This window comes from Butyrivibrio proteoclasticus P6B7 (assembly GCF_000622085.1).
In the GTDB taxonomy this organism is placed as follows: Bacteria; Bacillota; Clostridia; order Lachnospirales; family Lachnospiraceae; genus Butyrivibrio; species Butyrivibrio proteoclasticus_A.
Genome location: NZ_JHWL01000011.1, coordinates 32,767 through 53,442, shown reverse-complemented (window position 1 = coordinate 53,442; position 20,676 = coordinate 32,767). Strand labels below are relative to the sequence as shown.

Here is a 20,676-nt window from a genome sequence, read left to right as displayed (position 1 = left end):
GCTTGAATTTAATATAATTCAGTGATACGATAATTGATATAAAGAAAGGAGCTTGTATCATGTCATATACAAAATATGGTGAATTTGTACGTGTGTTAAGAATCAAGCATCATGAAGTAATGGGCGATATGGCTGAAATACTTGGAGCTTCATTGCCGTTTATTTCAGCAGTAGAAAATGGAAGGAAAAATGTACCTGCTGAGTGGGTAGCAAAATTGGTTGAACACTATCATCTCTCATCAAAAGAAAGAGCAGAATTAGAAGAGGCTATAGAAGAATCAAGGGCGCAATATAAAATTGATTCAAAAAAGGCAGGGAATGCACAGAGAAAAGCAGTGTTAGCATTTGCTAGAGCATTTGACGAGATGGATGATGATACGGCAATTAAAATACTGGAATTATTAAGCAAAAAGGAGGATACATCAAAGTAAATGGATTACGAAACAAAACCAACTAGTAGAAAAGATTTACGAAGATTTGCAGTGTATTTTAGAGAATTGTTTGATGTTCCTCTTTCAGGACCATTTCCTGTCTTGGAGGCACTTGATAAGTTAAGAGATGTTTTTGAGGACTGTGATTATGAGATTGTTGAAGATAAGAAACTTGCTCCACAAACAATGGCAAGATGTACTCCAAATGATAAAGGCGGATTTACAATCGAGATAAAAGAGACAGTGTACTGGGGAGCATACAAAAAAGGTATTGGAGCGTTTCTTGGCTTTATATGTCACGAAATTTGCCATGTTTTCTTATTTGAAATAGGATTTACACCTCTTTATAACAGAAGCTTTGAGGATAATGAAGTACCTGCATATTGCAGTGTTGAATGGCAGGCCAAGGCATTATGCGCGGAGGTTATGATACCATATGAAGAAAGTAAGGGAATGAAGCCTAAGCAAATTGTAGATAAGTACCATGTTTCACAAGCTTTTGCTGCAAATAGGAGAAAATTGGATAGAGCTGATAAGAAAAAACATTGATAAATGAAAAAGCTTAATACATCATGTTTTTCATTCAGAGAAAGGAGGCGAAAATGATAAGAGGCTTTACGTAGATAAAGAAAAAACGCATAACTGTTGGCGCAGTTATACGTTCTCTCGAAGAAAGACTCAGTAGAATCTTTCATAATCGGTATATACTATTCTACTTCAATCTTTCTTAGAGAGCAATAAAAATGTAACTGAAAATTCTTTATTGTTTGGTCAAGTATGATTCTTGACAGAAAGATGAGGAGAAAATGGAAAAAGTAATTGTTTTAGTTCCTTGTCTGTCGACTATGACAGGAGGGAACGGCTATGGGTACAACTAAATCAGGAAGAACCTTAAATACGCATGGAGCAAGAGGACAAGCTAGTCAGTATGCAGTGGTTCATTCTAATGAAGGAGATTATACAAAGGCATCAAAAAATAATAAGATAAGGCTTAAGCGTGGTGGGCACGGACTAGCTGGAATGAATGAACTTGATAAGTATGGAATAGAATATCATGTTGTAAAGACGTATCCAAATGGAGTTCGCGTTGGATATATTCCGAATCATAAAGAAAAAATGAAACAGTCTGGAATGAATCAATCCTGGTTTCCTAAATCTTGGACAAGCAAAGATATAAAGCATGCTGGCGAACATGTAGTTAATCTCAAAGCAAATCGTCATGTTCAAGATGGAAAGCGAATTTATGGAATGTGGAAGGGTGTTAGAGTTGGTGTGATAAAGACTCATGGACAGATAGGGACGATATTTCCTGATGCAAAGCAACCGACCAAGAAAGGAAGCAAAAAGTGATGGATGTTATCAAGTTTAGAGAGATTATAAAACAGCGAGAAGAGACAGATGATGAATGGGATTATGGCGTAGAACAATGTTGGAAGCAAGAAGTAGAGCTTCTTACTAAAGATATTCCTTCAACAATTGAGTTTTTAAAAAATGATTGTACAGCCGAAGAGTATTCTTGGATAAGCGAGGTATTAGATGATATTGTGGAATTGGTGCCTAGCCAAGAACTCGTTCAGTGTTATAAAAATCTTATGACAAAGTTCCCTGAGGAATGCTCCAAATACAACATTGCTGGAAGCATTGAGAGTGCTGAAGCAATTCTTAGATGGGAGGCAGAACATGGGAAAGGCGGTAACTAATCTAGTTGATGAAGGATTTAGAGTCTCTTTGGTTGAAACTGCATTTTTCGACGGAAAGTATGAAATTCCACATATCGATGCACCAAGCAAAATCATTATACCTAAGGGTATGGTTCCGTTCTCGTTAAGAGAACGGAGCCAGGATAAAAGCGATTTTGTTTGCTTTTATGAGCATGATATCAACTTTCGTGAGATTCTAACGAACACTGAAGAATATGTCGATGATCTAAAAAGGTTTCCAGGAATTATTACGCCAGATTGTTCGCTTTATATTGATGCTCCATTATGTGTCCAGATTGCAGATATTTACTTGAATAGGGCAGTAGGATACTATTTAAGCCAACAAGGAATATATGTTGTTCCTAACATTCGGTGGGGAGATGAAAGAACTTATAAAGCGGATTTTCTCGGAGAAAAGGTTGCGTTTAAGGGTGTAGATAAGCATAGTATTGTTTCTATTGGAACATATGGCCAAATCAGATCAGCTGAATCCAAAAGGTATTTTAGAGAAGGTCTAGAAGAAATGCTGAGGGAACTTGAGCCAGAAGTTGTTCTTGTTTATGGATTTATGCCTGATAAGATATTTTGTGGACTTTATGATAAGACGAGGTTCATACAATACCATGATTGGACTACACGTATGAAACAAAAATGATTATCATAAGGGTGAGTTGCCACCAGCCGCATATAGTAGCCCTGAGCCTTCTACCGTACGCAGCAGGTAAACAGCAACTCGCCATACAAATGCCTAAAATACGGCACTTTCACTTCATTAATAGTTCTCAAAGAGATAATAAAAACTTGTCTTTTAAGACCTTGGAAGATAATTCCAAGGTCTTTTTTATTGCTTATTCACAAGTTTTTTTAGTAAAATTCAAAAGTTATCTTTAGGACAAATAAACTTATCTTGTGAATTGAATAATGCACAAATATGGAACAAATATGGAACAAACGGCAATCGGAAAAGGTTGTGTCTTGTGCAAGACTTTGTTATAATAGCCGTAAAGCACCGAAAATAAAGGCTTTTCAAGGCTTCAAGGGTGCAACGGATAAAATGAAGTAAGAATCATTATCAAGGGTGTTATCAAGTTTTCCAATTTGATAACAACGAAGGGTGCAAGATATGACAAGGACGGAATACAAGAACCAACACGCAAAGGAACACTATGAAAGAATCAATTTCACCTTCCAAAAGGGATTGAAGGACACAATCAAGAAGGCAGCTTCAGAAATGAACGTGTCTGTGAATGAATATCTTTCGTTGCTTGTCTTGGACGATATGGTTTCCGGTTCTTCCAGGATAGCAAAGAAACGTCAGGGATTTTCAGACGAACAAAGGGCAATGCTTGATTCGTGGCAAGTCGGCAAAAAATACCAAGATATGATTGAAGACTTCAACTTCACGAAGGGTGAAGGATATTTCATTCGATTGAAGAAGGGATTCATCAACGATGTGACCGGATCCAGGATTATTCTTTGTGAGAAAATGCACGACATGAGAATGACAATCAATAAATCCCATAAGATTGAAGCGTGACGGCTTCATTTTGGACGGTTTATCCGGTCAAGGGTGCAATTTATCGTCTGAAGGGATAAACGGCTAAAAAGGGCAAATATGAAGGCATGGAATCTTGAGATGCCCATAGCCCGGAGAGTTCATGCGTGAACTCTCTTTTTTAAATTATTGTATTGATTTACGAGGTAAGTCTATGTGTGATGTAAAAAAATATAGTGATATCTACAAAGAAATAGCCAAATTAAATCCTAAGGACACTTTACAGCTTGTTCTTGAAAGTGAAACTGAAGAAGAAAGAGATTTCTATGAGATGGTAGGAGATTTTTTACTACAAAGAAGGCAAAAAGAAGTTGTTGAAAGGAATCTTTTTTAAGTAGATGAAAAAGTTTACTATAGTTGCGGGAGTTAATGGTGACAGAAAATTTACATTTACAAAGTTAGAACACATTTTGAATATGTGATTTATAGCACCTCAGGACAAATTGTCCTGGGGTGTTTTTGTATTTATAAATATTAAAAATGATTGGTGATCACTATTTAATTGCAATACTGCAATTGAATATGTTGACATTGAAATTTAAACGGATTATCATACTATATATAGAGGTTTTACTGAAAGGAGATACAAGATGGGGTGGAAAGAAAAAGTGACAGAGTTGATGCGACAAAGGAATATTACTCAAAAGCAATTATCTAAGCTGAGCGGTATAACAGAAAGTTCAATATCTAGATATCTACATAGCGATCAGAGACCTCGTATGGATATTGTTGTTAATATAGCAAAGGCACTAAGAGTAGAGACTGAGTATTTCCTTGATGACACTGAAAAAGGTGAGAGCGCATATTCATCTATAGCAACAGCTATTGCCAGAAAGGGAAATGAACTTACACCAGAAGAAAAGAATCAATTGATTTCATTGATTCTAGGAGCAAATAAGAATGTATAGAAAAGGAATCATATATGATGAGATTAAAAAGGTCATCATTAGTATTTATTTAGATTATGATTTTAAAATATTTCCTATAGATCCTCATGAAGTATGTAGAAAGATGGGAGTGGCGGTGATCCCATATTCTTGTTTTGGACGAGAACAAAGGCGCTTATTAAAGAAGCAATCTGAGTATGGTTTCTTTGTTCCAGCCACATCCAAGAATGTGGCTACAATATACTACAATGATTTTTATGGCTCACTTGGTGCACAGTTATTAACAATACTTCATGAGTTAAAACATTACATATACGAAGATGCTGATGATTTAGATGATGATCTTGCTGATTTTTTTGCTAGATATTTTATGTGCCCCATTCCGTATTTGCTATTAAAAAATATTGATACACCAAATGAAGTAGTATCATTTTGTGGTGTAAGCTATGAGGCAGCTTGTAATGTTTGTGCTAATTTAGTAAATCGAAAGAAAAAATATGGTTATAGATTGTTTGATTATGAAATACCTTTAATTGAACATTTGGAACCAGTTCTTTTGGAAGTATATCAGAAGGAGGGTGATGCTTATGATTTAAGACGAGAAGAAATGTAATTTAACTGTTGGCGCAGGAAAAAAGCATTTTCTTATATGGACTGTTAATTGAATATGGAACTGGATGTGATGATGTGTTAAACATACCAAATCGTATATGTTATGCATATCACATCCCAAACAATGTTAAACGGAGGGTATGAAAATGCATATCAAAAGTTTAAAAGACATATTTGTAATAATTGATGAGCTATACTTGTATCTCGAGGGGGAAGAGATTACTTTTGACAAAGATGGCTTTCCAATATTCACTAATGAGATGTTTCTTAGAGACTGGCCAGACTTAGTAATCCCTTTTTCTCAGAGAAAAAACAAAAGAGTCGTTAATAGAAAAAAGACTGTATTATGCTTTTTTGACAAGGATCATCATTTATATCCAAGGCTGAGCAAGCTACTGAAAGAGATTGACGAATACAAAATGTATATGGGTGTCATAGGGCTGGATGTTACTTTTACGGATGATATGGACGAAGAGTGGCAGAGAGCAATGATTTTATTAAATCAACTCTTTTTGGCAGTTTTGGCTGTTAATGGGATTAGCATTGTTCTGAACACGAGGACTGCAGGATTAGATGCTACTTGTGTATGGCAAAATGTTCCGCAAGGAGTGATGGCCGCGTCAGGTTTTCTGGGTTGCGATCCATTATGTTCAGAGGATGATTTTTCATATCTGGAAAAAATCTTTATGCTTTTGCCGGAAAAGCTAATAATATATGGCAAACATGACGAAAAAGCTGAAAAACAGCTGGATACCATGGGCATTGATTATAGGGTTTACACTGACTTTCATAGATTGTGTAAGGAGGTGCACCATGGCTGATAGTAAAGCGAGATATTCACAGGCTGCAAAACATTATGCTCGAATACTGATTCATAGTTCAATGCTTGATGCTATAAGGTACTATAGGAGCAAAGTACGTGAATCAAAATTCAACGAGAATTGGAAAAAGCATATGGTTAATCTCAATGATGTGGTTAATCAGTATACTCCAGGAGTAAAAGGAAAACCTAAGGGCGTTAAATACCAGTTTGAAAACAACAAGTACATTGTAAAAGTGGACATGCCGTCTGGATATCTAAGGATATACGACAAAAGTGCTAAGATGTATACAAAAATTGACGGAACCCCAAGTACAGACTTTGGATTAACACATTTCAAAATAATGAAAAGAAAGGAGATGCCAAGATGAGATTATATCTAGCTAAATCATTAGAAGGGCTTAGTATGTACGGACCAATATATGATCTTGGTAGCGGTGTGCCAGATAAAGTTGAAGATTATGTAATGGAATTTGATGAGCATGACTGGCTGATGGATAATTTAGTTGAAAAAATAAATGCTACTTGTGACACATTACTTGATGATGGTGACGTTGACTATATACCTGCAGAGAAATGTGAGAAGCTTATCTCATTGCTCGAGGATCTTCCGGATCAATTTGTGCCTCAAAAGTATATAAAAGTGGTTTCGGTGTTGAAAGATTTCGCGATTCGTGCACTCAAGTATAATACCGGCATTGCCATAGAAATGTAGGAGGTACAGGCATGAAGACGTCATATAAATTGTATGGTACCTTTTGGGATAACAAAGATGTTTCGAGTAAAAAACTCATGATAAATATCCCTGGAGAACACGCAAGCTCAGAAAGCTGTTTGACATTATCAGAGGTGTTAGGCAATGAACAGCCAATAGAAAGCGTTAGCTTCGAAGGAAAAAGTGTTGTTCTATTATTGGATTATATGCCAGCTAATGAGTCCGTGATAGTATGGAATTTTTACCTTAAGAGACTGCTTCAAATCGTAGAATACTATAAGGTTGAGACTATTAATTGTAAAGATCAGCGGCAGGCATCGCGATTGAGAAATGCTATTGATAATTATATAAAAAAGAAAACACCGAATAGACTGTTGGCGCAATCAAACGGTGTTCTCTAGATGATATGTTAAACATACCAAATCGTTCCATTATTGTATCATCGGATTTGTAATTATTCAATAGCGATTATAGAATTGCCACCAGCCGCATACAGTAGCCCTGAGCTTTCTACCGTACGCAGCAGGTAAACAGCAACTCGTCCTAGAAATGCCACAAACACAGCGCTTAGGATATTGAAAAAGTTCTCAAAGAGATGAGAATATCTGCTATGGCAGATTTCAGAACCCCAGATTTTATCTGGGGTTTCTTTTTGTGCATTTTTTAAAAAAGCCATTTTATGACTTTTAATAGTCACAAAGTAGTCATATGGTACGGCATGATGAAAGACGGCACAGATTATAACATCTACACTACGATACTTTTCAACGCGAACTATACGATTAAGGATTTTATCGGATATGTAAAAAACGGTGAAAAGTCATTCGAGCCGTATATGGTGTTTTTTACAGGTGATATGCTCTATAAATATTCACTGTATGCAAGAGCTGAAACTTATAGCTAAAACTATAGATTGTCCTCGCCCCATTTTTTCAGTTCAAGGAGAATGGGGATGAGGCTTTTTGTTTTCTCAGTAAGATTGTATTCTACTCTTACGGGCATCTCGTCATACTGCTTTCTCTCCACAAGTCCGTCAGACTCAAGCTCTTTTAATGAGTTGGCAAGCATAGTATTGGTGATGCCATGTATTGAACGGCGTAATTCTCCATATCGCACTATTTCATTTTTATCGATGACGCACAGGATCATGATTTTCCACTTGCCGCCAACGGTATCAATAACTCTTTTTAATCCACAATCTTTCCCTGCGATATCTTCACATAATGGTTCTTTTGTCTCTATTTTCCTCATAGTATACTTTTCCTTACTAGATAAATAAAAACTGCGTACTTGATATAAAAACTATACCACATATAATAAAAGCATCAGTTGAGAAAAACAAGTAGTTATTTACACATTTCAAAGAAAGGCGCTGCATTGCTGGCGGTATGGTGATTATTATGGAATACAGATTTACAAAAGAAAACTTTGAAACAGAAGTAATGAATAGTGATGTTCCGGTTCTTGTTGATTTTTATGCAGACTGGTGTGGCCCATGTAAAATGATGGGACCTGTAGTTGAAGAGCTTGCCAGAGAGTATGATGGTAAATTCAAGGTTGGCAAGATAAATGTTGATCAGGAGCCGCAGCTTGCACAGAAGTATGGAGTAATGAGTATACCTTACTTTGCGTTTATCAAGAAGGGGAGTCTGTATGATGATGAAATGGGTGCTGTTCCGAAGGAACGACTTGTAAGGAAAATGGAAGCAATGATTTAAGGCAGTACTCGGCAAGATGAAAAAGGAGAAGATTTACAAATGAAAAAAGCAGCTAATGATATAAAAAGATGTGTTGCCTGCGGTGTCTGCGTGTTGCAGTGCCCTAGAGAGGCAATAGATATCTATAAAGGCTGCCATGCTGTAGTAGATGTCATGAAGTGCGTTGGGTGTGGCATTTGCGAAAGAGCATGTCCTGTAGGCTCGATCAAGGTAGCGGAGGTGCAGGATGGCATCAAATAAAACTAAACACTGGTATGATTATCTGTGGATATGGACAATTATTTATTTTGCACTGGGGTTCTTTAATATTCTGTTTGCGTGGCTTGGGATGATTGATTTTATATTACCGCTGATTTTTGCGATAGCAGGTGGAAATAAGCTGTTTTGTAACAGATTTTGCGGAAGAGGCCAGCTTTTCTGGGTACTTGGGAAAAACTGCAAGTGCTCCAGGAGTAAACCAGCGCCCGGATGGATATCTTCTAAATGGTTCAGATATGGATTCCTGGCATTCTTCATGACGATGTTTGGAACAATGGTTTTTCAGACTTATCTTGTATTTGCCGGGACAAATACTCTTCGAAAGGCTATAAAGCTCTTTTGGACATTCAAAGTTACATGGAAATGGGCGTATGATGGAAGCGTGTTCCCCGACTGGGTAGCACAGTTTGGATTTGGGTTTTATAGCCTGATGCTTACATCAACTCTTATTGGGCTGATTATTATGGCTTTGTACAAAGAAAGAACCTGGTGTTCATTCTGTCCAATGGGGACAATGACTCAGGGAATATGCAAGATAAAGGCAAGGAAAGGTGTGGAAAATCATGACGTTAGAAGAGAGAGCTGAGAGAGCAGTTGAATTAAAGAATTCAGGAAAGTATAACTGTGCCCAGGCTGTGACAGTAGTTTTATCCGATCAGACTGAACTTGCAGAGGAACAGCTAAAGCAGATATCAGCAGGATTCTGCGCAGGAATGGGCAATATGGAAGCAACCTGCGGCGCACTAATTGGAGCAGGCATGGTGGCAGGACTTAAGACAGAAGGAAAAGGGACTCTTGGGATTACAAGGCAGATCCAGGAAGAATTTGCAACAAGATGCGGGGCCTTAAAATGCAAGGATTTAAAGACAATGACGGATGGTAAACCCTTATGCCCATGCGAGGAATGCGTTAGAAATGCTGTTATGATTTATGGTGAGATTATGGGATTGTAATTGAGCCAAGCTGTTTTAATTTGAATACAGATAGTAGCAATATATTTGAAGATATTCTTACAAAAGACAGACAAAGATTTAATGAGTAGAAAGTAAAATCAGAGTATTATTTTTGATCGTGGTTATTAAAGTTGCCACCAGCCGCATACAGTAGTCCTGAGCATTCCGAGTCTGTCGGCATGGCGTATATATAGCGCGACAGCGCGACATGAGCAAGACACGAAGTGTCTGCGAATGGCATCTCGTAATACGACGCCTGTCGCGACTGAGATGGAGCGAAGCGGAATCGAAGTGACTCGTTGTTTGCCTCAGAAACTCAGTGTTTCTGGGGTTTTTCTTTTATCAATAATTGTATTAAGCCTCGGTGAAACGCAGAAAAATTTGTAAGTAAGCAGCGAGTAAACAGCAGATAAACAGCAAAATCAAATCTGAATAGGAATATTGTGGGTTTTTTGTTGCCTAAAAAAGATATACTTTTTGAAAAGCACGCATTGAGATACTGGTCATAGTGTGATATATTACATTAATCGCATTGCGTGGAGGTGCAATTATGGATATAGCGGAGAGAATTAAGCAATTAAGAGAGAGTACAGGAGAAACAAGGAAAGAGTTTTCAACTCACACAGGTATTCCGGTGCGCACATTAGAGGATTGGGAAGCGGGACGCAGAACTCCTCCGGAGTATATTCCGAGGCTGATCGCATATCAGCTTGAATTTGAAAAAATAATGGGGAATAGGGGAGAAGTTGATGGAAAATAATGAGATAGTATTATTTGAATCAAAAGATAAAAAAGTTGTTTTGTCAGTACCTATGGATGGGGATACAGTCTGGCTTACTCAAGATCAGATGGCAGAGCTATTTGATACGGCCAGATCAACTATAACTTATCATGTTTCGAATGTTTTTAAAGAAGGCGAAGTGGATAAAAATACTTCCGTCGAAATTTTCGACGGAAGTACTAATAAAGCATCAAGACCACCAAAGTACTATAATCTGGATGTAATTATTTCCGTTGGTTACCGAGTTAAATCTCAGCGCGGTACTGAATTTAGACAATGGGCTAGTAATGTACTGAAACAGTACATTATCAATGGCTATGCAATAAACGAGCGCAGGCTTCAAGCACTTCAAAAAACTGTTGAAATACAAACAAAGATGATAGCAGGGACACTTGATATTGAGCAACAGGATGTACTCAGGGCTGTAAATCTATACACACAGGCGCTTATGCTTTTGGATCAATATGATCACCAATCTCTTGAGAAGCCTGAAGGTTCAAGACCAATATACAGGATCACCTATAGTGATTGCAGAGAGATGGTCAATCATATGGAGGATACTTTCAAATCCGATGTATTTGGAGTAGAGAAAGAAGTTGGTAAGGTGGAAGGTATTTTGGCAGCAGTCTATCAGGATGTATTTGGAGGGGAAGTATATCCTTCATTAGAGGAAAAGGCAGCCAATCTTCTTTATTTCATGATAAAGGATCATCCTTTTGAGGATGGCTGTAAGAGAATTGCAGCATCATTGTTCTTGGAGTTTTTGAGCAGAAATAACGCGCTTTTTAGGGATGGACAGAAGATAATAAGTGATGGGGCAATTGTAGCTATAACCCTCATGATTGCTGAATCCAATCCTGATGAAAAAGACATTATGACAGCTATGGTAATGAATTTACTAAGGATTTAAAAGAATTATTTTTTTCTCATCTTTTGTTAGAAACAAAGTTGAGATTGTTATAAGAGGATGGTAGATGTTATCATCAATATATTGATACTTGAAAGGAGAAGGCATATGAGGAAATATGTAATCGCTCAGTAATCTGAGCTTAAAATAAAAAAGAACAATTAAGCTCAGAAGAATCCTTAAAAGAACAGGAGGATTTATGAGCTATATCAAAGCAGAAACGATTCTGCCCCAAGATCTTATCGAGGTTATTCAGCAATATGTAAGCGGTAAAAATATTTATATTCCTTGCAAAGAAAAACAGGACTGGGGAAGCCAGACTCATTCGAAACAATATTATGCAGCAAGAAATCGGAATATATACAAAGAGTATAAAAATGGATTTACTGTGACTGACTTATCCAAGAAATATTCTTTATCGGAAAAATCAGTTTACAGAGTACTGAAAAGCCAGAATAGATAACATATTGGGGAGAATACAAATGGAAAAACAATTTTTATATCATGTAATATCAGATATACCCAAGAAAGCAGGGGAGCATATTGTATTGGATGAAAGTCATCCTAATGGCGTTCATAAGAGAGTATATGACCATATCAAAATAGTTGAAGACATATACAATAATCCGGATAAATACAAGGATACAGAACTTGATCATCCGGTAATGGTTGCTCTTCGAGAACTTGCACTTGAGAAAGTTAGAAAGCAAAAGTATCCGCAGTATCCTTCGAGAATGACATCAATCTATGTTTCAAGATCATTCAAAGAAGCAGAACAATGGGGAGATTATTTTGCCAAACTTGGTCGCCCGACATATGGAATTGCAAAGGTCAAGGTTAATGGCAATACCTATGAAGGAGATGCATATAAGTGCTTTGACGGATGCGTTTCTGAAGAAGAAAATCTTAAAATGGCTGAAGTATACTGGCGCAATGGAGAAAACGACGATGGCCACCGAGAAATTCTAGAGATTCTTGCGGATGGTGATATTGAAGTTATTGAGATTGTAAAAGAAATTAACGCTAATATTTGATAAGTCCATGACTTAGGGAGTTCACATGAACTCCCTTTTTGGCATTAAATTATGACGAATATATTCTATGAGGCAGAATTATGAATAATGTTATTGCTAAAAACAGGAGCGGCTGGATTCTTCATGAATTTATAGATATTTCAGAAGCTCAAATATCAGAATATCCCAATGTTACAGGTGCATATGCTATAGTCAAAGTCGGTGACGAGTATTTGATTGGATATAATGATTGGCGAAAACAGTGGGAATTTCCGGCTGGAGGTATCGAGGAAGGTGAAACAGCCAGGCAAGCAGCCTATAGAGAATTGTTTGAGGAAACACATCAGAGCGATATGGATTTGGAGTTTAGAGGATTATTCAAAGTTACAGACTCACACGGAATTCAGAAATATCAAGCTGTTTTCTTTGGAAAAAAAGAATACTTGGAGCCCTTTGCTTATTCTGAGGGCGATGAGATGACAAAGATACGTCTATGGGATCTGAAGGAAGATATCGGATATGTAGATGAGTTGGATGTAGCTATAGTAAAGACAATTGAGAGCCAGAATAGATAGAAGAATATTCTTTAGATGGAGACGATAACATGAAAAAGACAGGAACACGCACACTAGAAACATCAAGACTTATACTTAGGAGGTTTACCATTGAGGATGCTGATGATATGTACAATAACTGGGCATCAGATTCCGAAGTTACGGAATTTCTCACCTGGTCTCCACATCCAAATGTAGATTCTACAAGGCAGCTTTTAGAAGACTGGATCAGTAAATATGAAGATGGTGCATATTTTAACTGGGTAATTGAACTTAAGGAAAACGGGCAGGCTATAGGAAATATTTCAGTAGTTGAACTTAATGAAAAGTTAGAAGCCGCAGAAATAGGATATTGTATGAGCAAAAACTACTGGGGACAAGAAATAATGCCTGAAGCGTTGAAGGTAGTTTTAGATTACTTGTTTGATGTTGTCAAATTTAACCGTGTTGCAGCTTGCCACGATGCTAATAATCCTAAATCCGGCAGGGTAATGGACAAAGCTGGAATGAAGCTAGAAGGAACTTTGCGTGCGACAGGAAAGAATAATAAAGGAATTCTATATGATAAAGTGTGGCATTCAATGATTAAAAGTGATAGATGTTAGAATAAAATATTCTTAAAATTGGAGAACTTAATAAATGATCATATTGATAACCGGTGCATAATACTAATAGACGATGATTATGAGAAAGTATTAGAATCAATAGTCTACAATTATTAGAACCAATATCGTTTGTATAGATCCTAAAGGCACAAGCGCAGGCGCATTTATCATCATTTCAACTACTGGTAGAAAAAACTATACTAATTAAACAGATAAGTTATAGGAAAATCAGATTGCCAGAAGTACTATGTATTCATGGAGGTGAGAACCAATGAATATAGGCAATGTTATTATGGTCAAAAGAAAAGAACTCGGATTAACGCAGCAAGTGCTGGCTGATAAACTTGGCGTATCTTTTCAGGCAGTATCAAAATGGGAGAAAGGAACAAGCTACCCGGATATAGATCTACTCCCCTTGTTGGCAGCAGAACTAAACACATCATCAGATGCACTGCTGGGCTATGAATATAAGACCCATGGCTATTATGATGACAGGTACAAAGAGAACGAGTACTTTTGGGGCGTACAGCCCAATGAAACATGTCTGGATATCATTAAGATGATGCCACCTGTTAAGCCACTGAAAGTTCTGGATATTGGATGTGGTGAGGGAAAAGATGCTGTGTTTTTTGCAAGGAATGGCTATCAGGTAACAGCATTTGATCTGTCAAAAGATGGTATCGAGAAGGGAAAACGTCTGGCAGAAAAATGCGGCACGCATGTAGACTTCTTCCAGGCTGATCTAAATGATTACAGGCTCTCTGAAAATTACGATATTATCTTTAGCAGCGGCGTTTTTGACTATATGAAACCGGAGCTTCGAACCAGCATAACAGAGCATTTGAAAGAACATACCAATGCAAACGGACTGAATGCGATCAAAGTATTTGTAGACAAGCCATTCATTGAAGTCAGCGATAAAAAGAAAAAATCATTTCGTTATACATGGAAGTCAGGCGAGATTTTTACATACTATCATGATTGGGTAATATCTCAAATGAACGAGAGAATCTATGATTGCAATAGCGGCGGAGTGCCTCATAAACACTGTATTGACATTATGATCGCTCAAAATCCGTAATGAGTAAAAAATCAAAATTATTCACAACAAAAAAGACAACATTTATTAAAGGTATTAGTAAAAAGAGAATGTAATGTTGCCACCAGCCGCATACAGTAGCCCTGAGCTTCCTTGCGTACGCAGCAGGTAAACAGCAACTCGTCCTAGAAATGCCACAAACACAGCACTTAGGACATTGAAAAAGTTCTCAAAGAGATAATCGATCTGCTATTGCAGATTTCAAAAGACTCGGTACAATGTACCAGGTCTTTTTTTGTGTGCCGAAAGCTTTCAAAACATTCAAAGAATGGTGGGATAAAACCAAGAAGCCTGAGGTAGCTGAAAAGGCTAGGACAAGTCTCTTACAAAAGCTTAGAGAGAACCAGGCAATCGTAGATCAGAGGAAGGAAAAGCAAGGTCCGAATCTCAAAAGAAATAATCTCAGTCCGGAGAGATGAATACTATGATAGCAGTAGGCAGGGGCGTGAAAACGCCATTGTTTTATGTGGGTACATTGGATAGAATGAGAAATAGTGATTATAAATTCAATCATACCAAAGAAGTAATGATTATATTCCATTTATATGACAATGAGAATTTCAAAAAAGGAGGATGCCTATGAAATCTTTGATCATTTATTTCAGCAGAGCTGATGAGAATTACGCAGTCGGTTACATTGATAAAGGTAATACCGAGATTGTTGCAGAATATGTTCAAGAATTAACCGGGGCAGATATGTTTAAGGTTGAGCCGGAAATTCCATATGCGAAGGATTATAAAACTTGCATCGAAGAAGCAAAAAAACGTATCGGAAACGCTCCTATCAGGGAGAAACTGGGGGATATTTCGGATTATGATACCGTTTTTGTAATGAGTCCGATTTACTGGGGGACATATGCGCCTGAAGTTGAGACGGCGCTCGAAGGATTGGATTTTAGCAATAAGAAGGTCCGTGTAATCTGTACTCATGAAGGATCCGGCCTTTCAGGGATGCCTGCTGATGTAAAGAAGATGTGCAAGGGAGCAGACGTTGAAACAACAGGTCTGGCAATCAAGGGTTCGCAGGCTAAAGAATCAAAAGATAAAGTGAAAGCGTGGCTGTAGGAATATTTTTCAGTCCAGGGGATAATTGATTACCTGAAGCATATGAAACCGGTAAAAATCTGTGATTGGAGGTCTATGATGAGCATTACAGTTAATTTACGTTATAAAGGAACAGATGGTGCTGCAAAAAGATTTGCAGAGGAAATGACAAAAAGCGGAACGGTTGAAAAAATACGAAGTGAGGCAGGAAATCTTAAGTATGAGTATTATCAGTCTTTGGATGACCCTGAGACAATTCTTCTGATAGATAGTTGGGAGGATCAGGAGTCTATTGATGTCCATCATGCTTCACCTATGATGCAGACTATCATGGAGCTTCGCGAAAAATATGATCTTCATATGACTGTAGAAAGGTATGTCTCTGACAACAGTATGCCGGATAAGGATAAAGATTTCATAAGAAAATAAGAAAGGGTGCCTGATGAAGAAAATAATTTCAATGCTACTTATCTCAGCATTCTGCACCTCGGGAAGCAGTAGTATTGAGAAGAGCAGCTCCAATATTTCAGAAAAAACGGGACAGGAAACTGGCTATCCGGCAACAGATTTAGCGGAAGTGCTACAGATGATGAGATAAAGAACTGGTTAACAGGATTAGAGCTTGAATAGAAGGAGTGAGGAATATGAGCGAAAAGATTGTACAGACAGCTGGAAGAGAACAGCTTGGAGAATTTGCACCGGATTTTGCGCATTTTAATGATGATGTTTTATTTGGAGAGAACTGGAATAATCAGGACATTGATGTAAAGACAAGGAGTATCATTACAGTTGTGGCACTAATGTCTCAGGGAATCACAGACAGCAGTCTGAAATATCATATCATGAATGCTAAAAATCATGGCGTTACTCAAAAAGAGATGGCTGCTGTTATCACGCATGTGGCTTTCTATGCCGGATGGCCAAAGGCATGGGCTGTGTTTAATCTGGCAAAAGAAGTATATCCGATATAATGAATCGGTGGCAGAAGAGGATTATCTGAAAATCCAGTAAGTATGGATTAAAATTATTAGCAAAGGATTGAGGTGTACTATGTTTAGAAAGATGAGAAGATTTAAGCAACAGATTACAGATGAACAGTGCATTGAGGTGCTGAAAAATTCAAAGAGAGGAGTACTGTCCCTGATTGGCGAGGATGGTTATCCGTATGGCTTACCGATTAACCAGTGGTATTGTGAAGAGGATGGGAAAATCTATTTTCATGGGGCTAAGGAAGGTCACAAGATTGATGCAATTAAGGCTTGTGATAAAGTCAGCTTTTGCACCTGGGATGAAGGCTATCGGAAAGACGACGATTGGGCTTTAAATATTAACAGCGTAATTGTATTTGGCAGAATCAAGCTGGTTGAGGATGAGGATACTGCAATAAAAATCTGTACCAATCTCACTAAAAAGTTCACGGATGATGAAGAGTATTTACAAAAGGAATTGAAAAATGCTCTGCCGAGAGTACAGTGCCTTGAACTCATTCCTGAGCATATGACAGGGAAGCTGGTTAATGAATCATAAATAATAGAGTGGAGTAATCATCAATGCTGATGTAAGGCGTGTAGACCATATGGTTTATGCGTCTTTTTCTTTTATCTATAATTGTATTCAGCCTCGGTGAAACGCAGAAAATTTTGTTCTGTAATAGGAAATTGCTTCCTATTACATAAAAATCGCTCCGCTAAGGATGCGCACTACTGTGTATGACATTTCACTAGGCTCGAAAAAACCTCGCCAAGTGATCTGCACATCGCGCGATTGGAATTATGTTGACCTTGTCAACCGCGCTCGGCGCGAGAATGTCGCGAGCGACATTCTATTTTACATTTTATTACATCTGTGTTGATTCTCTGTAAATAAGATCAGTCTCTGTATAGGTTATCCTGTAATTGAGATCAGGCTGCTCAATCCTTGAGATTACAAGGTTGGCAGCTGAATAACCGATTATCTGGCTGTGTATGTGGCTGGTTGAGAGAGAAGGAGACATGATCTTGGACTCGGGGGAATCATCAAAACCGAATATCTTGATATCACGTGGACATTCTATTCCCATTCTCTTGAGGCCGGATATCAGATCGAGAGCTACAAAATCGTTGGCACAAATAAAGAGTTCGGGCATTTCTTGAATCTTCGTAAGAGCTTCGAATAAGTATTCTCTATATTCTAATCCGTGAGGATGAACCTCTGTAAGACAATATTTTTCGTCAAAGTTCAGATTATTGATATACATTGCCTCCCTAAAGGCTATGAATCGCTCGTAGAAAGAACGGCAATGTGTGACCTGGCCTACAAATCCTATCTTGGTAATTCCCTTTTTGCTCATGTCATTAACGACTGTATATATATTGGAAAAATTATCCATGAGCAGAACATCTGCGCTTAATGGTCTCCAGTAGCTTGCAACGGGAGCATCTATCATGAGAACAGGTAATCCTAGGCTGCACAACATTTCACAATAGGAGTGATCAAACATTTCGATGCATACAATAGCCTTGGTGTTATCCGGTCTGAATGAGAGAGGAAGAGCCCTTGACTCTATATTCTGATGATCAACCCGGTGCATTGTCAGGCTATAGCCAAGCAGAGAAATTTCATATTGAAATTTATCAAGCATGGTAGAAGCAAAGTGAGAATTATTAAGAAAACTGCCTGAAAAGAGGGCAATCTCTCCTGAAGCCTTGGGTTGGGAACTGAAAGGATTTGTAATGTCTGAAATGGAATTGGCATAAGAAAATTGCTTGTATCCCATTTCGATAGCCTTCTCTAAAACCTTCTGTCTGGTAGCTTCAGCTAAAACTCCGGTGTTATTTATAGCCTTGGATACGGTATTTCTGGATACTCCAAGAGCATCTGCTATATCCTGTAAGGTGACTTTTGCTGGCATAGTGTAGTCTCCACTTTCTAAATAAAAGATGAATGTGTCAAAAGATGGGTGTGCCCCAGATAGTAGGTATTTATGACTTTTTGACACCTATATCATTATAAAATGTAAAAATTAAAGTGTCAAATGTAAATATCTATTGTGCAAATGTAAAATAATTATGTTGACAGATGAAAATGTGGGTGCTATATTTTACATATGCAAATGAGAATTATGCAAATGTAAAACTTGGGAGGGGCTACATGAACACAAAGGTAAAAGATAATTCGATGCATAACACCCTGGTATATGTTAAACAGCATTGGCAACTATATGTGTTCTTTCTGGGGCCAGCACTGTTACTGACAATAGTGTTCAGGTACATTCCGATGGGAGGCATTCTGATTGCTTTCCAGAAATACAACCCATTTAAAGGAATATTGGGGAGTGAATGGGTAGGACTTAAGTATTTCGAACAGTTCTTATCATCACCCGATTTTATGCAATATCTTGCAAATACACTTAAACTGAGTATTTTTGGTCTGTTATGGGGATTTCCAATGCCGATAATACTGGCGCTTCTACTTAACAGGATTGCCAGTAGCAAGATTAAACAGAAGATACAGCTTGTTTTGTACATGCCTAATTTCATTTCAGTCATAGTACTTTGTGGTATGGTACGAATCCTCTTATCAGTAACTGGTCCGCTTAATATGCTTTTTGGAACAAGCATTAACTTCCTTACAATTCCAGCAGCATTTAGACCAATCTACATCATAAGTGGTATCTGGCAGGGAGCAGGTTGGGCATCAATCATGTATACAGCAGCTCTTTCAAATGCCAGCAAGGAACTCAAAGAGGCAGCACAGATTGATGGAGCCAATATCTGGCAACAGATCAAGGCAGTAGAGTGGCCGGCTATCAAGGATATGGTAGTTATCCAGTTCATCCTTCAGGCAGGAAACATTATGAGTATCGGCTTTGAAAAGGCCTATGCACTTCAGTCAGATATGAACCTTGCTTCATCTGAGATCATAGCTACTTATGTTTACAAAAAAGGTCTTTTGAATGGTGATTACAGTTATTCAACAGCGGTTGGATTATTTAATACGATCATAAATGTAATTCTTCTCATAGTGGTTAATAAGGTTGTTGAGAAGCTTAACGACGGTCAGGGACTATAAGGGGGGGAGCGAAATGCAACAGACAGTAAATATTAAAAAAAGCGAATTTGCCAGAGCTTCCATTGGAGATAAAGCATTTCTTTTGGTTGGTTATATTCTCCTTGCAGCCTTTGTAATGGCTATCATAGGCCCTATAGTTTATATTATTGTAGCTTCCTTCATGGATCCTATAACACTTCAGAACAAGGGAATAGTATTTGATTCCAGCAAATGGACTCTTACAGCTTATGAGAGAGTTATGACCAATTCTCAGATATGGATTGGATTTAGAAATGCAATTATATATTCCGTATTATTTGCGGTTATTTCTGTATTTATAACACTTTTGTGTGCGTATCCAATGTCAAGAGATGATTTTAAAGGCAAGAAGTTTTTTAACGCAATCTTTATTATCACAATGTTCTTTGGCGGAGGACTGATTCCTACATACCTTCTTATCAGTAACATGGGACTTCTTGATACCATGTGGGCTGTAATTCTTCCGGGATCATTTAGCGTATGGAACATGATCATCGCAAGAACTTACTACAAAGGTATTCCAAGCGAACTTAGAGAAGCTGCTGATGTGGACGGAGCTAATGAATTGGTGTTCTTCTTCAGAATACTTCTTCCTGTGTGCACACCACTTATAGCAGTGCTGATATTGTGGCAGTTTGTAGGAATGTGGAACAGCTACTTTGATGCAATGATCTATCTGAATTCAGCAGATAAGCAGCCTCTTCAGCTGGTGCTTAGGGCTATCCTCATCCAGAATGAACCAGATCCGGGAATGATAGCAGATATGCAGAGTACAGCTCAGAGAGCACAGCTTGCAGAACTTCTTAAATATGCAACCATCATTATTTCAAGCTTACCGCTTATAGTAATGTATCCATTCTTCCAGAAGTATTTTGATTCAGGAATCATGGTTGGTTCAGTTAAAGGTTAATTCGATTTTGAACCTGAAAAGGTTTAAATATAGCAAAAAATGTATA

At 37.8% G+C, this 20,676-nt stretch carries 33 protein-coding genes and 1 pseudogene; 32 read left to right on the top strand and 2 right to left on the bottom strand.

Features of this window, described 5'->3' with window-relative positions; all coding sequences use genetic code 11:
• Nucleotides 1–59: 59 nt before the first annotated feature.
• The 13 genes from T541_RS19305 (at nucleotide 60) to T541_RS0109320 (ending at nucleotide 7,121) form a co-directional block, all read left to right on the top strand.
• Nucleotides 60–431 carry a helix-turn-helix domain-containing protein gene (locus T541_RS19305; RefSeq protein WP_029232844.1) on the top strand — a complete coding sequence of 124 codons (372 nt, stop codon included), beginning with the start codon at nucleotides 60–62 and terminating at the stop codon, nucleotides 429–431.
• Nucleotides 432–980 (top strand): hypothetical protein, encoded by a 549-nt coding sequence (locus T541_RS0109380; protein ID WP_026652490.1) that lies wholly within the window; start codon nucleotides 432–434, stop codon nucleotides 978–980.
• Between the two features lie 315 nt (nucleotides 981–1,295).
• Nucleotides 1,296–1,781, top strand: coding sequence for an EndoU domain-containing protein (locus tag T541_RS0109375; RefSeq protein WP_026652489.1), 486 nt, complete (start codon nucleotides 1,296–1,298; stop codon nucleotides 1,779–1,781).
• The gene (locus T541_RS0109370) at nucleotides 1,781–2,131 is read left to right on the top strand and encodes a hypothetical protein (RefSeq protein WP_026652487.1); all 351 of its coding nucleotides are present in this window, start codon (nucleotides 1,781–1,783) and stop codon (nucleotides 2,129–2,131) included. The genes T541_RS0109375 and T541_RS0109370 overlap by 1 nt, the downstream gene beginning before the upstream one ends.
• Nucleotides 2,112–2,786 (top strand): DUF4417 domain-containing protein, encoded by a 675-nt coding sequence (locus T541_RS0109365; protein ID WP_026652486.1) that lies wholly within the window; start codon nucleotides 2,112–2,114, stop codon nucleotides 2,784–2,786. The genes T541_RS0109370 and T541_RS0109365 overlap by 20 nt, the downstream gene beginning before the upstream one ends.
• Before the next feature lie 468 nt (nucleotides 2,787–3,254).
• Nucleotides 3,255–3,668, top strand: coding sequence for a hypothetical protein (locus T541_RS19300; RefSeq protein ID WP_034466650.1), 414 nt, complete (start codon nucleotides 3,255–3,257; stop codon nucleotides 3,666–3,668).
• Nucleotides 3,669–3,840: 172 nt separating this feature from the next.
• Nucleotides 3,841–4,020, top strand: coding sequence for a hypothetical protein (locus T541_RS0109350; protein WP_026652483.1), 180 nt, complete (start codon nucleotides 3,841–3,843; stop codon nucleotides 4,018–4,020).
• 256 nt (nucleotides 4,021–4,276) lie between these two features.
• Entirely contained in the window at nucleotides 4,277–4,594 is a 318-nt protein-coding gene (locus T541_RS21865; protein ID WP_026652482.1) for a helix-turn-helix domain-containing protein, read from the top strand.
• Nucleotides 4,587–5,186 carry a hypothetical protein gene (locus T541_RS0109340; RefSeq protein ID WP_026652481.1) on the top strand — a complete coding sequence of 200 codons (600 nt, stop codon included), beginning with the start codon at nucleotides 4,587–4,589 and terminating at the stop codon, nucleotides 5,184–5,186. The genes T541_RS21865 and T541_RS0109340 overlap by 8 nt, the downstream gene beginning before the upstream one ends.
• 145 nt (nucleotides 5,187–5,331) lie before the next feature.
• On the top strand, nucleotides 5,332–6,006 hold the full coding sequence (locus T541_RS0109335) for a DUF4417 domain-containing protein (protein ID WP_051538181.1): 675 nt from the start codon (nucleotides 5,332–5,334) through the stop codon (nucleotides 6,004–6,006).
• Nucleotides 5,999–6,376, top strand: a complete 378-nt coding sequence (locus tag T541_RS0109330) for a hypothetical protein (protein WP_026652479.1) — start codon at nucleotides 5,999–6,001, stop codon at nucleotides 6,374–6,376. Before T541_RS0109335 ends, T541_RS0109330 begins: the two co-directional genes overlap by 8 nt.
• Nucleotides 6,373–6,720 carry a hypothetical protein gene (locus tag T541_RS0109325; protein WP_026652477.1) on the top strand — a complete coding sequence of 116 codons (348 nt, stop codon included), beginning with the start codon at nucleotides 6,373–6,375 and terminating at the stop codon, nucleotides 6,718–6,720. Before T541_RS0109330 ends, T541_RS0109325 begins: the two co-directional genes overlap by 4 nt.
• A gap of 11 nt (nucleotides 6,721–6,731) precedes the next feature.
• Nucleotides 6,732–7,121 carry a hypothetical protein gene (locus tag T541_RS0109320; RefSeq protein WP_026652476.1) on the top strand — a complete coding sequence of 130 codons (390 nt, stop codon included), beginning with the start codon at nucleotides 6,732–6,734 and terminating at the stop codon, nucleotides 7,119–7,121.
• A gap of 505 nt (nucleotides 7,122–7,626) precedes the next feature.
• Here the strand turns inward: T541_RS0109320 and T541_RS0109310 are convergent.
• On the bottom strand, nucleotides 7,627–7,971 hold the full coding sequence (locus T541_RS0109310) for a winged helix-turn-helix transcriptional regulator (protein WP_026652473.1): 345 nt from the start codon (nucleotides 7,969–7,971) through the stop codon (nucleotides 7,627–7,629).
• 149 nt (nucleotides 7,972–8,120) lie between these two features.
• On the opposite strand from T541_RS0109310, the gene trxA reads away from it, so the two are divergent.
• From trxA to T541_RS0109225, 17 genes and pseudogenes are all read left to right on the top strand, one after another.
• Nucleotides 8,121–8,438, top strand: coding sequence for a thioredoxin (trxA, locus tag T541_RS0109305; protein WP_022780149.1), 318 nt, complete (start codon nucleotides 8,121–8,123; stop codon nucleotides 8,436–8,438).
• A gap of 39 nt (nucleotides 8,439–8,477) precedes the next feature.
• Nucleotides 8,478–8,678: a 4Fe-4S binding protein gene (locus T541_RS0109300; RefSeq protein WP_026652472.1), complete on the top strand. Its 201-nt coding sequence runs from the start codon at nucleotides 8,478–8,480 to the stop codon at nucleotides 8,676–8,678.
• The gene (locus tag T541_RS0109295) at nucleotides 8,665–9,282 is read left to right on the top strand and encodes a 4Fe-4S binding protein (protein ID WP_026652471.1); all 618 of its coding nucleotides are present in this window, start codon (nucleotides 8,665–8,667) and stop codon (nucleotides 9,280–9,282) included. Before T541_RS0109300 ends, T541_RS0109295 begins: the two co-directional genes overlap by 14 nt.
• Nucleotides 9,260–9,649, top strand: coding sequence for a C-GCAxxG-C-C family protein (locus tag T541_RS0109290; RefSeq protein ID WP_026652470.1), 390 nt, complete (start codon nucleotides 9,260–9,262; stop codon nucleotides 9,647–9,649). Before T541_RS0109295 ends, T541_RS0109290 begins: the two co-directional genes overlap by 23 nt.
• A gap of 550 nt (nucleotides 9,650–10,199) precedes the next feature.
• Nucleotides 10,200–10,409 carry a helix-turn-helix domain-containing protein gene (locus T541_RS0109285; protein WP_026652467.1) on the top strand — a complete coding sequence of 70 codons (210 nt, stop codon included), beginning with the start codon at nucleotides 10,200–10,202 and terminating at the stop codon, nucleotides 10,407–10,409.
• Nucleotides 10,399–11,340, top strand: a complete 942-nt coding sequence (gene rhuM, locus T541_RS0109280) for a RhuM family protein (protein ID WP_155839492.1) — start codon at nucleotides 10,399–10,401, stop codon at nucleotides 11,338–11,340. The genes T541_RS0109285 and rhuM overlap by 11 nt, the downstream gene beginning before the upstream one ends.
• A gap of 196 nt (nucleotides 11,341–11,536) precedes the next feature.
• Nucleotides 11,537–11,800 carry a CD3324 family protein gene (locus T541_RS0109275; RefSeq protein WP_026652464.1) on the top strand — a complete coding sequence of 88 codons (264 nt, stop codon included), beginning with the start codon at nucleotides 11,537–11,539 and terminating at the stop codon, nucleotides 11,798–11,800.
• 19 nt (nucleotides 11,801–11,819) lie between these two features.
• Nucleotides 11,820–12,371: a DUF2441 domain-containing protein gene (locus T541_RS0109270; protein WP_026652463.1), complete on the top strand. Its 552-nt coding sequence runs from the start codon at nucleotides 11,820–11,822 to the stop codon at nucleotides 12,369–12,371.
• Between the two features lie 80 nt (nucleotides 12,372–12,451).
• Nucleotides 12,452–12,925, top strand: a complete 474-nt coding sequence (locus T541_RS0109265) for an NUDIX hydrolase (RefSeq protein WP_034466646.1) — start codon at nucleotides 12,452–12,454, stop codon at nucleotides 12,923–12,925.
• A gap of 29 nt (nucleotides 12,926–12,954) precedes the next feature.
• Nucleotides 12,955–13,509, top strand: coding sequence for a GNAT family N-acetyltransferase (locus T541_RS0109260; RefSeq protein ID WP_026652461.1), 555 nt, complete (start codon nucleotides 12,955–12,957; stop codon nucleotides 13,507–13,509).
• A 271-nt stretch (nucleotides 13,510–13,780) separates the two neighbouring features.
• Nucleotides 13,781–14,590 (top strand): methyltransferase domain-containing protein, encoded by an 810-nt coding sequence (locus tag T541_RS0109255; protein WP_034466643.1) that lies wholly within the window; start codon nucleotides 13,781–13,783, stop codon nucleotides 14,588–14,590.
• Nucleotides 14,591–15,032: 442 nt separating this feature from the next.
• Nucleotides 15,033–15,191 (top strand): hypothetical protein, encoded by a 159-nt coding sequence (locus T541_RS21740; RefSeq protein WP_207640290.1) that lies wholly within the window; start codon nucleotides 15,033–15,035, stop codon nucleotides 15,189–15,191.
• Nucleotides 15,188–15,673, top strand: coding sequence for a flavodoxin (locus tag T541_RS0109240; RefSeq protein WP_026652457.1), 486 nt, complete (start codon nucleotides 15,188–15,190; stop codon nucleotides 15,671–15,673). Before T541_RS21740 ends, T541_RS0109240 begins: the two co-directional genes overlap by 4 nt.
• Before the next feature lie 78 nt (nucleotides 15,674–15,751).
• Nucleotides 15,752–16,081, top strand: a complete 330-nt coding sequence (locus T541_RS0109235; protein WP_026652456.1) for a putative quinol monooxygenase — start codon at nucleotides 15,752–15,754, stop codon at nucleotides 16,079–16,081.
• A gap of 13 nt (nucleotides 16,082–16,094) precedes the next feature.
• Nucleotides 16,095–16,250 (top strand): hypothetical protein, encoded by a 156-nt coding sequence (locus T541_RS21385; RefSeq protein WP_155839491.1) that lies wholly within the window; start codon nucleotides 16,095–16,097, stop codon nucleotides 16,248–16,250.
• A gap of 46 nt (nucleotides 16,251–16,296) precedes the next feature.
• Nucleotides 16,297–16,614: pseudogene (locus T541_RS0109230) on the top strand (carboxymuconolactone decarboxylase family protein); the annotation flags it as partial.
• 88 nt (nucleotides 16,615–16,702) lie between these two features.
• Nucleotides 16,703–17,179, top strand: coding sequence for a pyridoxamine 5'-phosphate oxidase family protein (locus tag T541_RS0109225; RefSeq protein WP_026652454.1), 477 nt, complete (start codon nucleotides 16,703–16,705; stop codon nucleotides 17,177–17,179).
• Between the two features lie 310 nt (nucleotides 17,180–17,489).
• Here the strand turns inward: T541_RS0109225 and T541_RS0109220 are convergent, their stop codons facing one another.
• Nucleotides 17,490–18,542 carry a LacI family DNA-binding transcriptional regulator gene (locus tag T541_RS0109220; protein ID WP_026652452.1) on the bottom strand — a complete coding sequence of 351 codons (1,053 nt, stop codon included), beginning with the start codon at nucleotides 18,540–18,542 and terminating at the stop codon, nucleotides 17,490–17,492.
• Between the two features lie 239 nt (nucleotides 18,543–18,781).
• Between T541_RS0109220 and T541_RS0109215 the strand changes: the two genes are divergently transcribed.
• Both T541_RS0109215 and T541_RS0109210 read left to right on the top strand, forming a co-directional pair.
• On the top strand, nucleotides 18,782–19,702 hold the full coding sequence (locus T541_RS0109215) for an ABC transporter permease (RefSeq protein ID WP_026652451.1): 921 nt from the start codon (nucleotides 18,782–18,784) through the stop codon (nucleotides 19,700–19,702).
• Nucleotides 19,703–19,715: 13 nt separating this feature from the next.
• The gene (locus T541_RS0109210) at nucleotides 19,716–20,630 is read left to right on the top strand and encodes a carbohydrate ABC transporter permease (protein ID WP_034466638.1); all 915 of its coding nucleotides are present in this window, start codon (nucleotides 19,716–19,718) and stop codon (nucleotides 20,628–20,630) included.
• The last annotated feature ends 46 nt before the right edge of the window (nucleotides 20,631–20,676 follow it).

What these genes read in the sequence shown, in the direction of transcription:
- T541_RS19305 (WP_029232844.1), top strand. Translation starts at nt 60, where the DNA reads ATGTCATATACAAAATATGGTGAATTTGTACGTGTGTTAAGAATCAAG.
- T541_RS0109380 (WP_026652490.1), top strand. Translation starts at nt 432, where the DNA reads ATGGATTACGAAACAAAACCAACTAGTAGAAAAGATTTACGAAGATTT.
- T541_RS0109375 (WP_026652489.1), top strand. Translation starts at nt 1,296, where the DNA reads ATGGGTACAACTAAATCAGGAAGAACCTTAAATACGCATGGAGCAAGA.
- T541_RS0109370 (WP_026652487.1), top strand. Translation starts at nt 1,781, where the DNA reads ATGGATGTTATCAAGTTTAGAGAGATTATAAAACAGCGAGAAGAGACA.
- T541_RS0109365 (WP_026652486.1), top strand. Translation starts at nt 2,112, where the DNA reads ATGGGAAAGGCGGTAACTAATCTAGTTGATGAAGGATTTAGAGTCTCT.
- T541_RS19300 (WP_034466650.1), top strand. Translation starts at nt 3,255, where the DNA reads ATGACAAGGACGGAATACAAGAACCAACACGCAAAGGAACACTATGAA.
- T541_RS0109350 (WP_026652483.1), top strand. Translation starts at nt 3,841, where the DNA reads ATGTGTGATGTAAAAAAATATAGTGATATCTACAAAGAAATAGCCAAA.
- T541_RS21865 (WP_026652482.1), top strand. Translation starts at nt 4,277, where the DNA reads ATGGGGTGGAAAGAAAAAGTGACAGAGTTGATGCGACAAAGGAATATT.
- T541_RS0109340 (WP_026652481.1), top strand. Translation starts at nt 4,587, where the DNA reads ATGTATAGAAAAGGAATCATATATGATGAGATTAAAAAGGTCATCATT.
- T541_RS0109335 (WP_051538181.1), top strand. Translation starts at nt 5,332, where the DNA reads ATGCATATCAAAAGTTTAAAAGACATATTTGTAATAATTGATGAGCTA.
- T541_RS0109330 (WP_026652479.1), top strand. Translation starts at nt 5,999, where the DNA reads ATGGCTGATAGTAAAGCGAGATATTCACAGGCTGCAAAACATTATGCT.
- T541_RS0109325 (WP_026652477.1), top strand. Translation starts at nt 6,373, where the DNA reads ATGAGATTATATCTAGCTAAATCATTAGAAGGGCTTAGTATGTACGGA.
- T541_RS0109320 (WP_026652476.1), top strand. Translation starts at nt 6,732, where the DNA reads ATGAAGACGTCATATAAATTGTATGGTACCTTTTGGGATAACAAAGAT.
- T541_RS0109310 (WP_026652473.1), bottom strand. Translation starts at nt 7,971, where the DNA reads ATGAGGAAAATAGAGACAAAAGAACCATTATGTGAAGATATCGCAGGG.
- trxA (WP_022780149.1), top strand. Translation starts at nt 8,121, where the DNA reads ATGGAATACAGATTTACAAAAGAAAACTTTGAAACAGAAGTAATGAAT.
- T541_RS0109300 (WP_026652472.1), top strand. Translation starts at nt 8,478, where the DNA reads ATGAAAAAAGCAGCTAATGATATAAAAAGATGTGTTGCCTGCGGTGTC.
- T541_RS0109295 (WP_026652471.1), top strand. Translation starts at nt 8,665, where the DNA reads ATGGCATCAAATAAAACTAAACACTGGTATGATTATCTGTGGATATGG.
- T541_RS0109290 (WP_026652470.1), top strand. Translation starts at nt 9,260, where the DNA reads ATGACGTTAGAAGAGAGAGCTGAGAGAGCAGTTGAATTAAAGAATTCA.
- T541_RS0109285 (WP_026652467.1), top strand. Translation starts at nt 10,200, where the DNA reads ATGGATATAGCGGAGAGAATTAAGCAATTAAGAGAGAGTACAGGAGAA.
- rhuM (WP_155839492.1), top strand. Translation starts at nt 10,399, where the DNA reads ATGGAAAATAATGAGATAGTATTATTTGAATCAAAAGATAAAAAAGTT.
- T541_RS0109275 (WP_026652464.1), top strand. Translation starts at nt 11,537, where the DNA reads ATGAGCTATATCAAAGCAGAAACGATTCTGCCCCAAGATCTTATCGAG.
- T541_RS0109270 (WP_026652463.1), top strand. Translation starts at nt 11,820, where the DNA reads ATGGAAAAACAATTTTTATATCATGTAATATCAGATATACCCAAGAAA.
- T541_RS0109265 (WP_034466646.1), top strand. Translation starts at nt 12,452, where the DNA reads ATGAATAATGTTATTGCTAAAAACAGGAGCGGCTGGATTCTTCATGAA.
- T541_RS0109260 (WP_026652461.1), top strand. Translation starts at nt 12,955, where the DNA reads ATGAAAAAGACAGGAACACGCACACTAGAAACATCAAGACTTATACTT.
- T541_RS0109255 (WP_034466643.1), top strand. Translation starts at nt 13,781, where the DNA reads ATGAATATAGGCAATGTTATTATGGTCAAAAGAAAAGAACTCGGATTA.
- T541_RS21740 (WP_207640290.1), top strand. Translation starts at nt 15,033, where the DNA reads ATGATAGCAGTAGGCAGGGGCGTGAAAACGCCATTGTTTTATGTGGGT.
- T541_RS0109240 (WP_026652457.1), top strand. Translation starts at nt 15,188, where the DNA reads ATGAAATCTTTGATCATTTATTTCAGCAGAGCTGATGAGAATTACGCA.
- T541_RS0109235 (WP_026652456.1), top strand. Translation starts at nt 15,752, where the DNA reads ATGAGCATTACAGTTAATTTACGTTATAAAGGAACAGATGGTGCTGCA.
- T541_RS21385 (WP_155839491.1), top strand. Translation starts at nt 16,095, where the DNA reads ATGAAGAAAATAATTTCAATGCTACTTATCTCAGCATTCTGCACCTCG.
- T541_RS0109225 (WP_026652454.1), top strand. Translation starts at nt 16,703, where the DNA reads ATGTTTAGAAAGATGAGAAGATTTAAGCAACAGATTACAGATGAACAG.
- T541_RS0109220 (WP_026652452.1), bottom strand. Translation starts at nt 18,542, where the DNA reads ATGCCAGCAAAAGTCACCTTACAGGATATAGCAGATGCTCTTGGAGTA.
- T541_RS0109215 (WP_026652451.1), top strand. Translation starts at nt 18,782, where the DNA reads ATGAACACAAAGGTAAAAGATAATTCGATGCATAACACCCTGGTATAT.
- T541_RS0109210 (WP_034466638.1), top strand. Translation starts at nt 19,716, where the DNA reads ATGCAACAGACAGTAAATATTAAAAAAAGCGAATTTGCCAGAGCTTCC.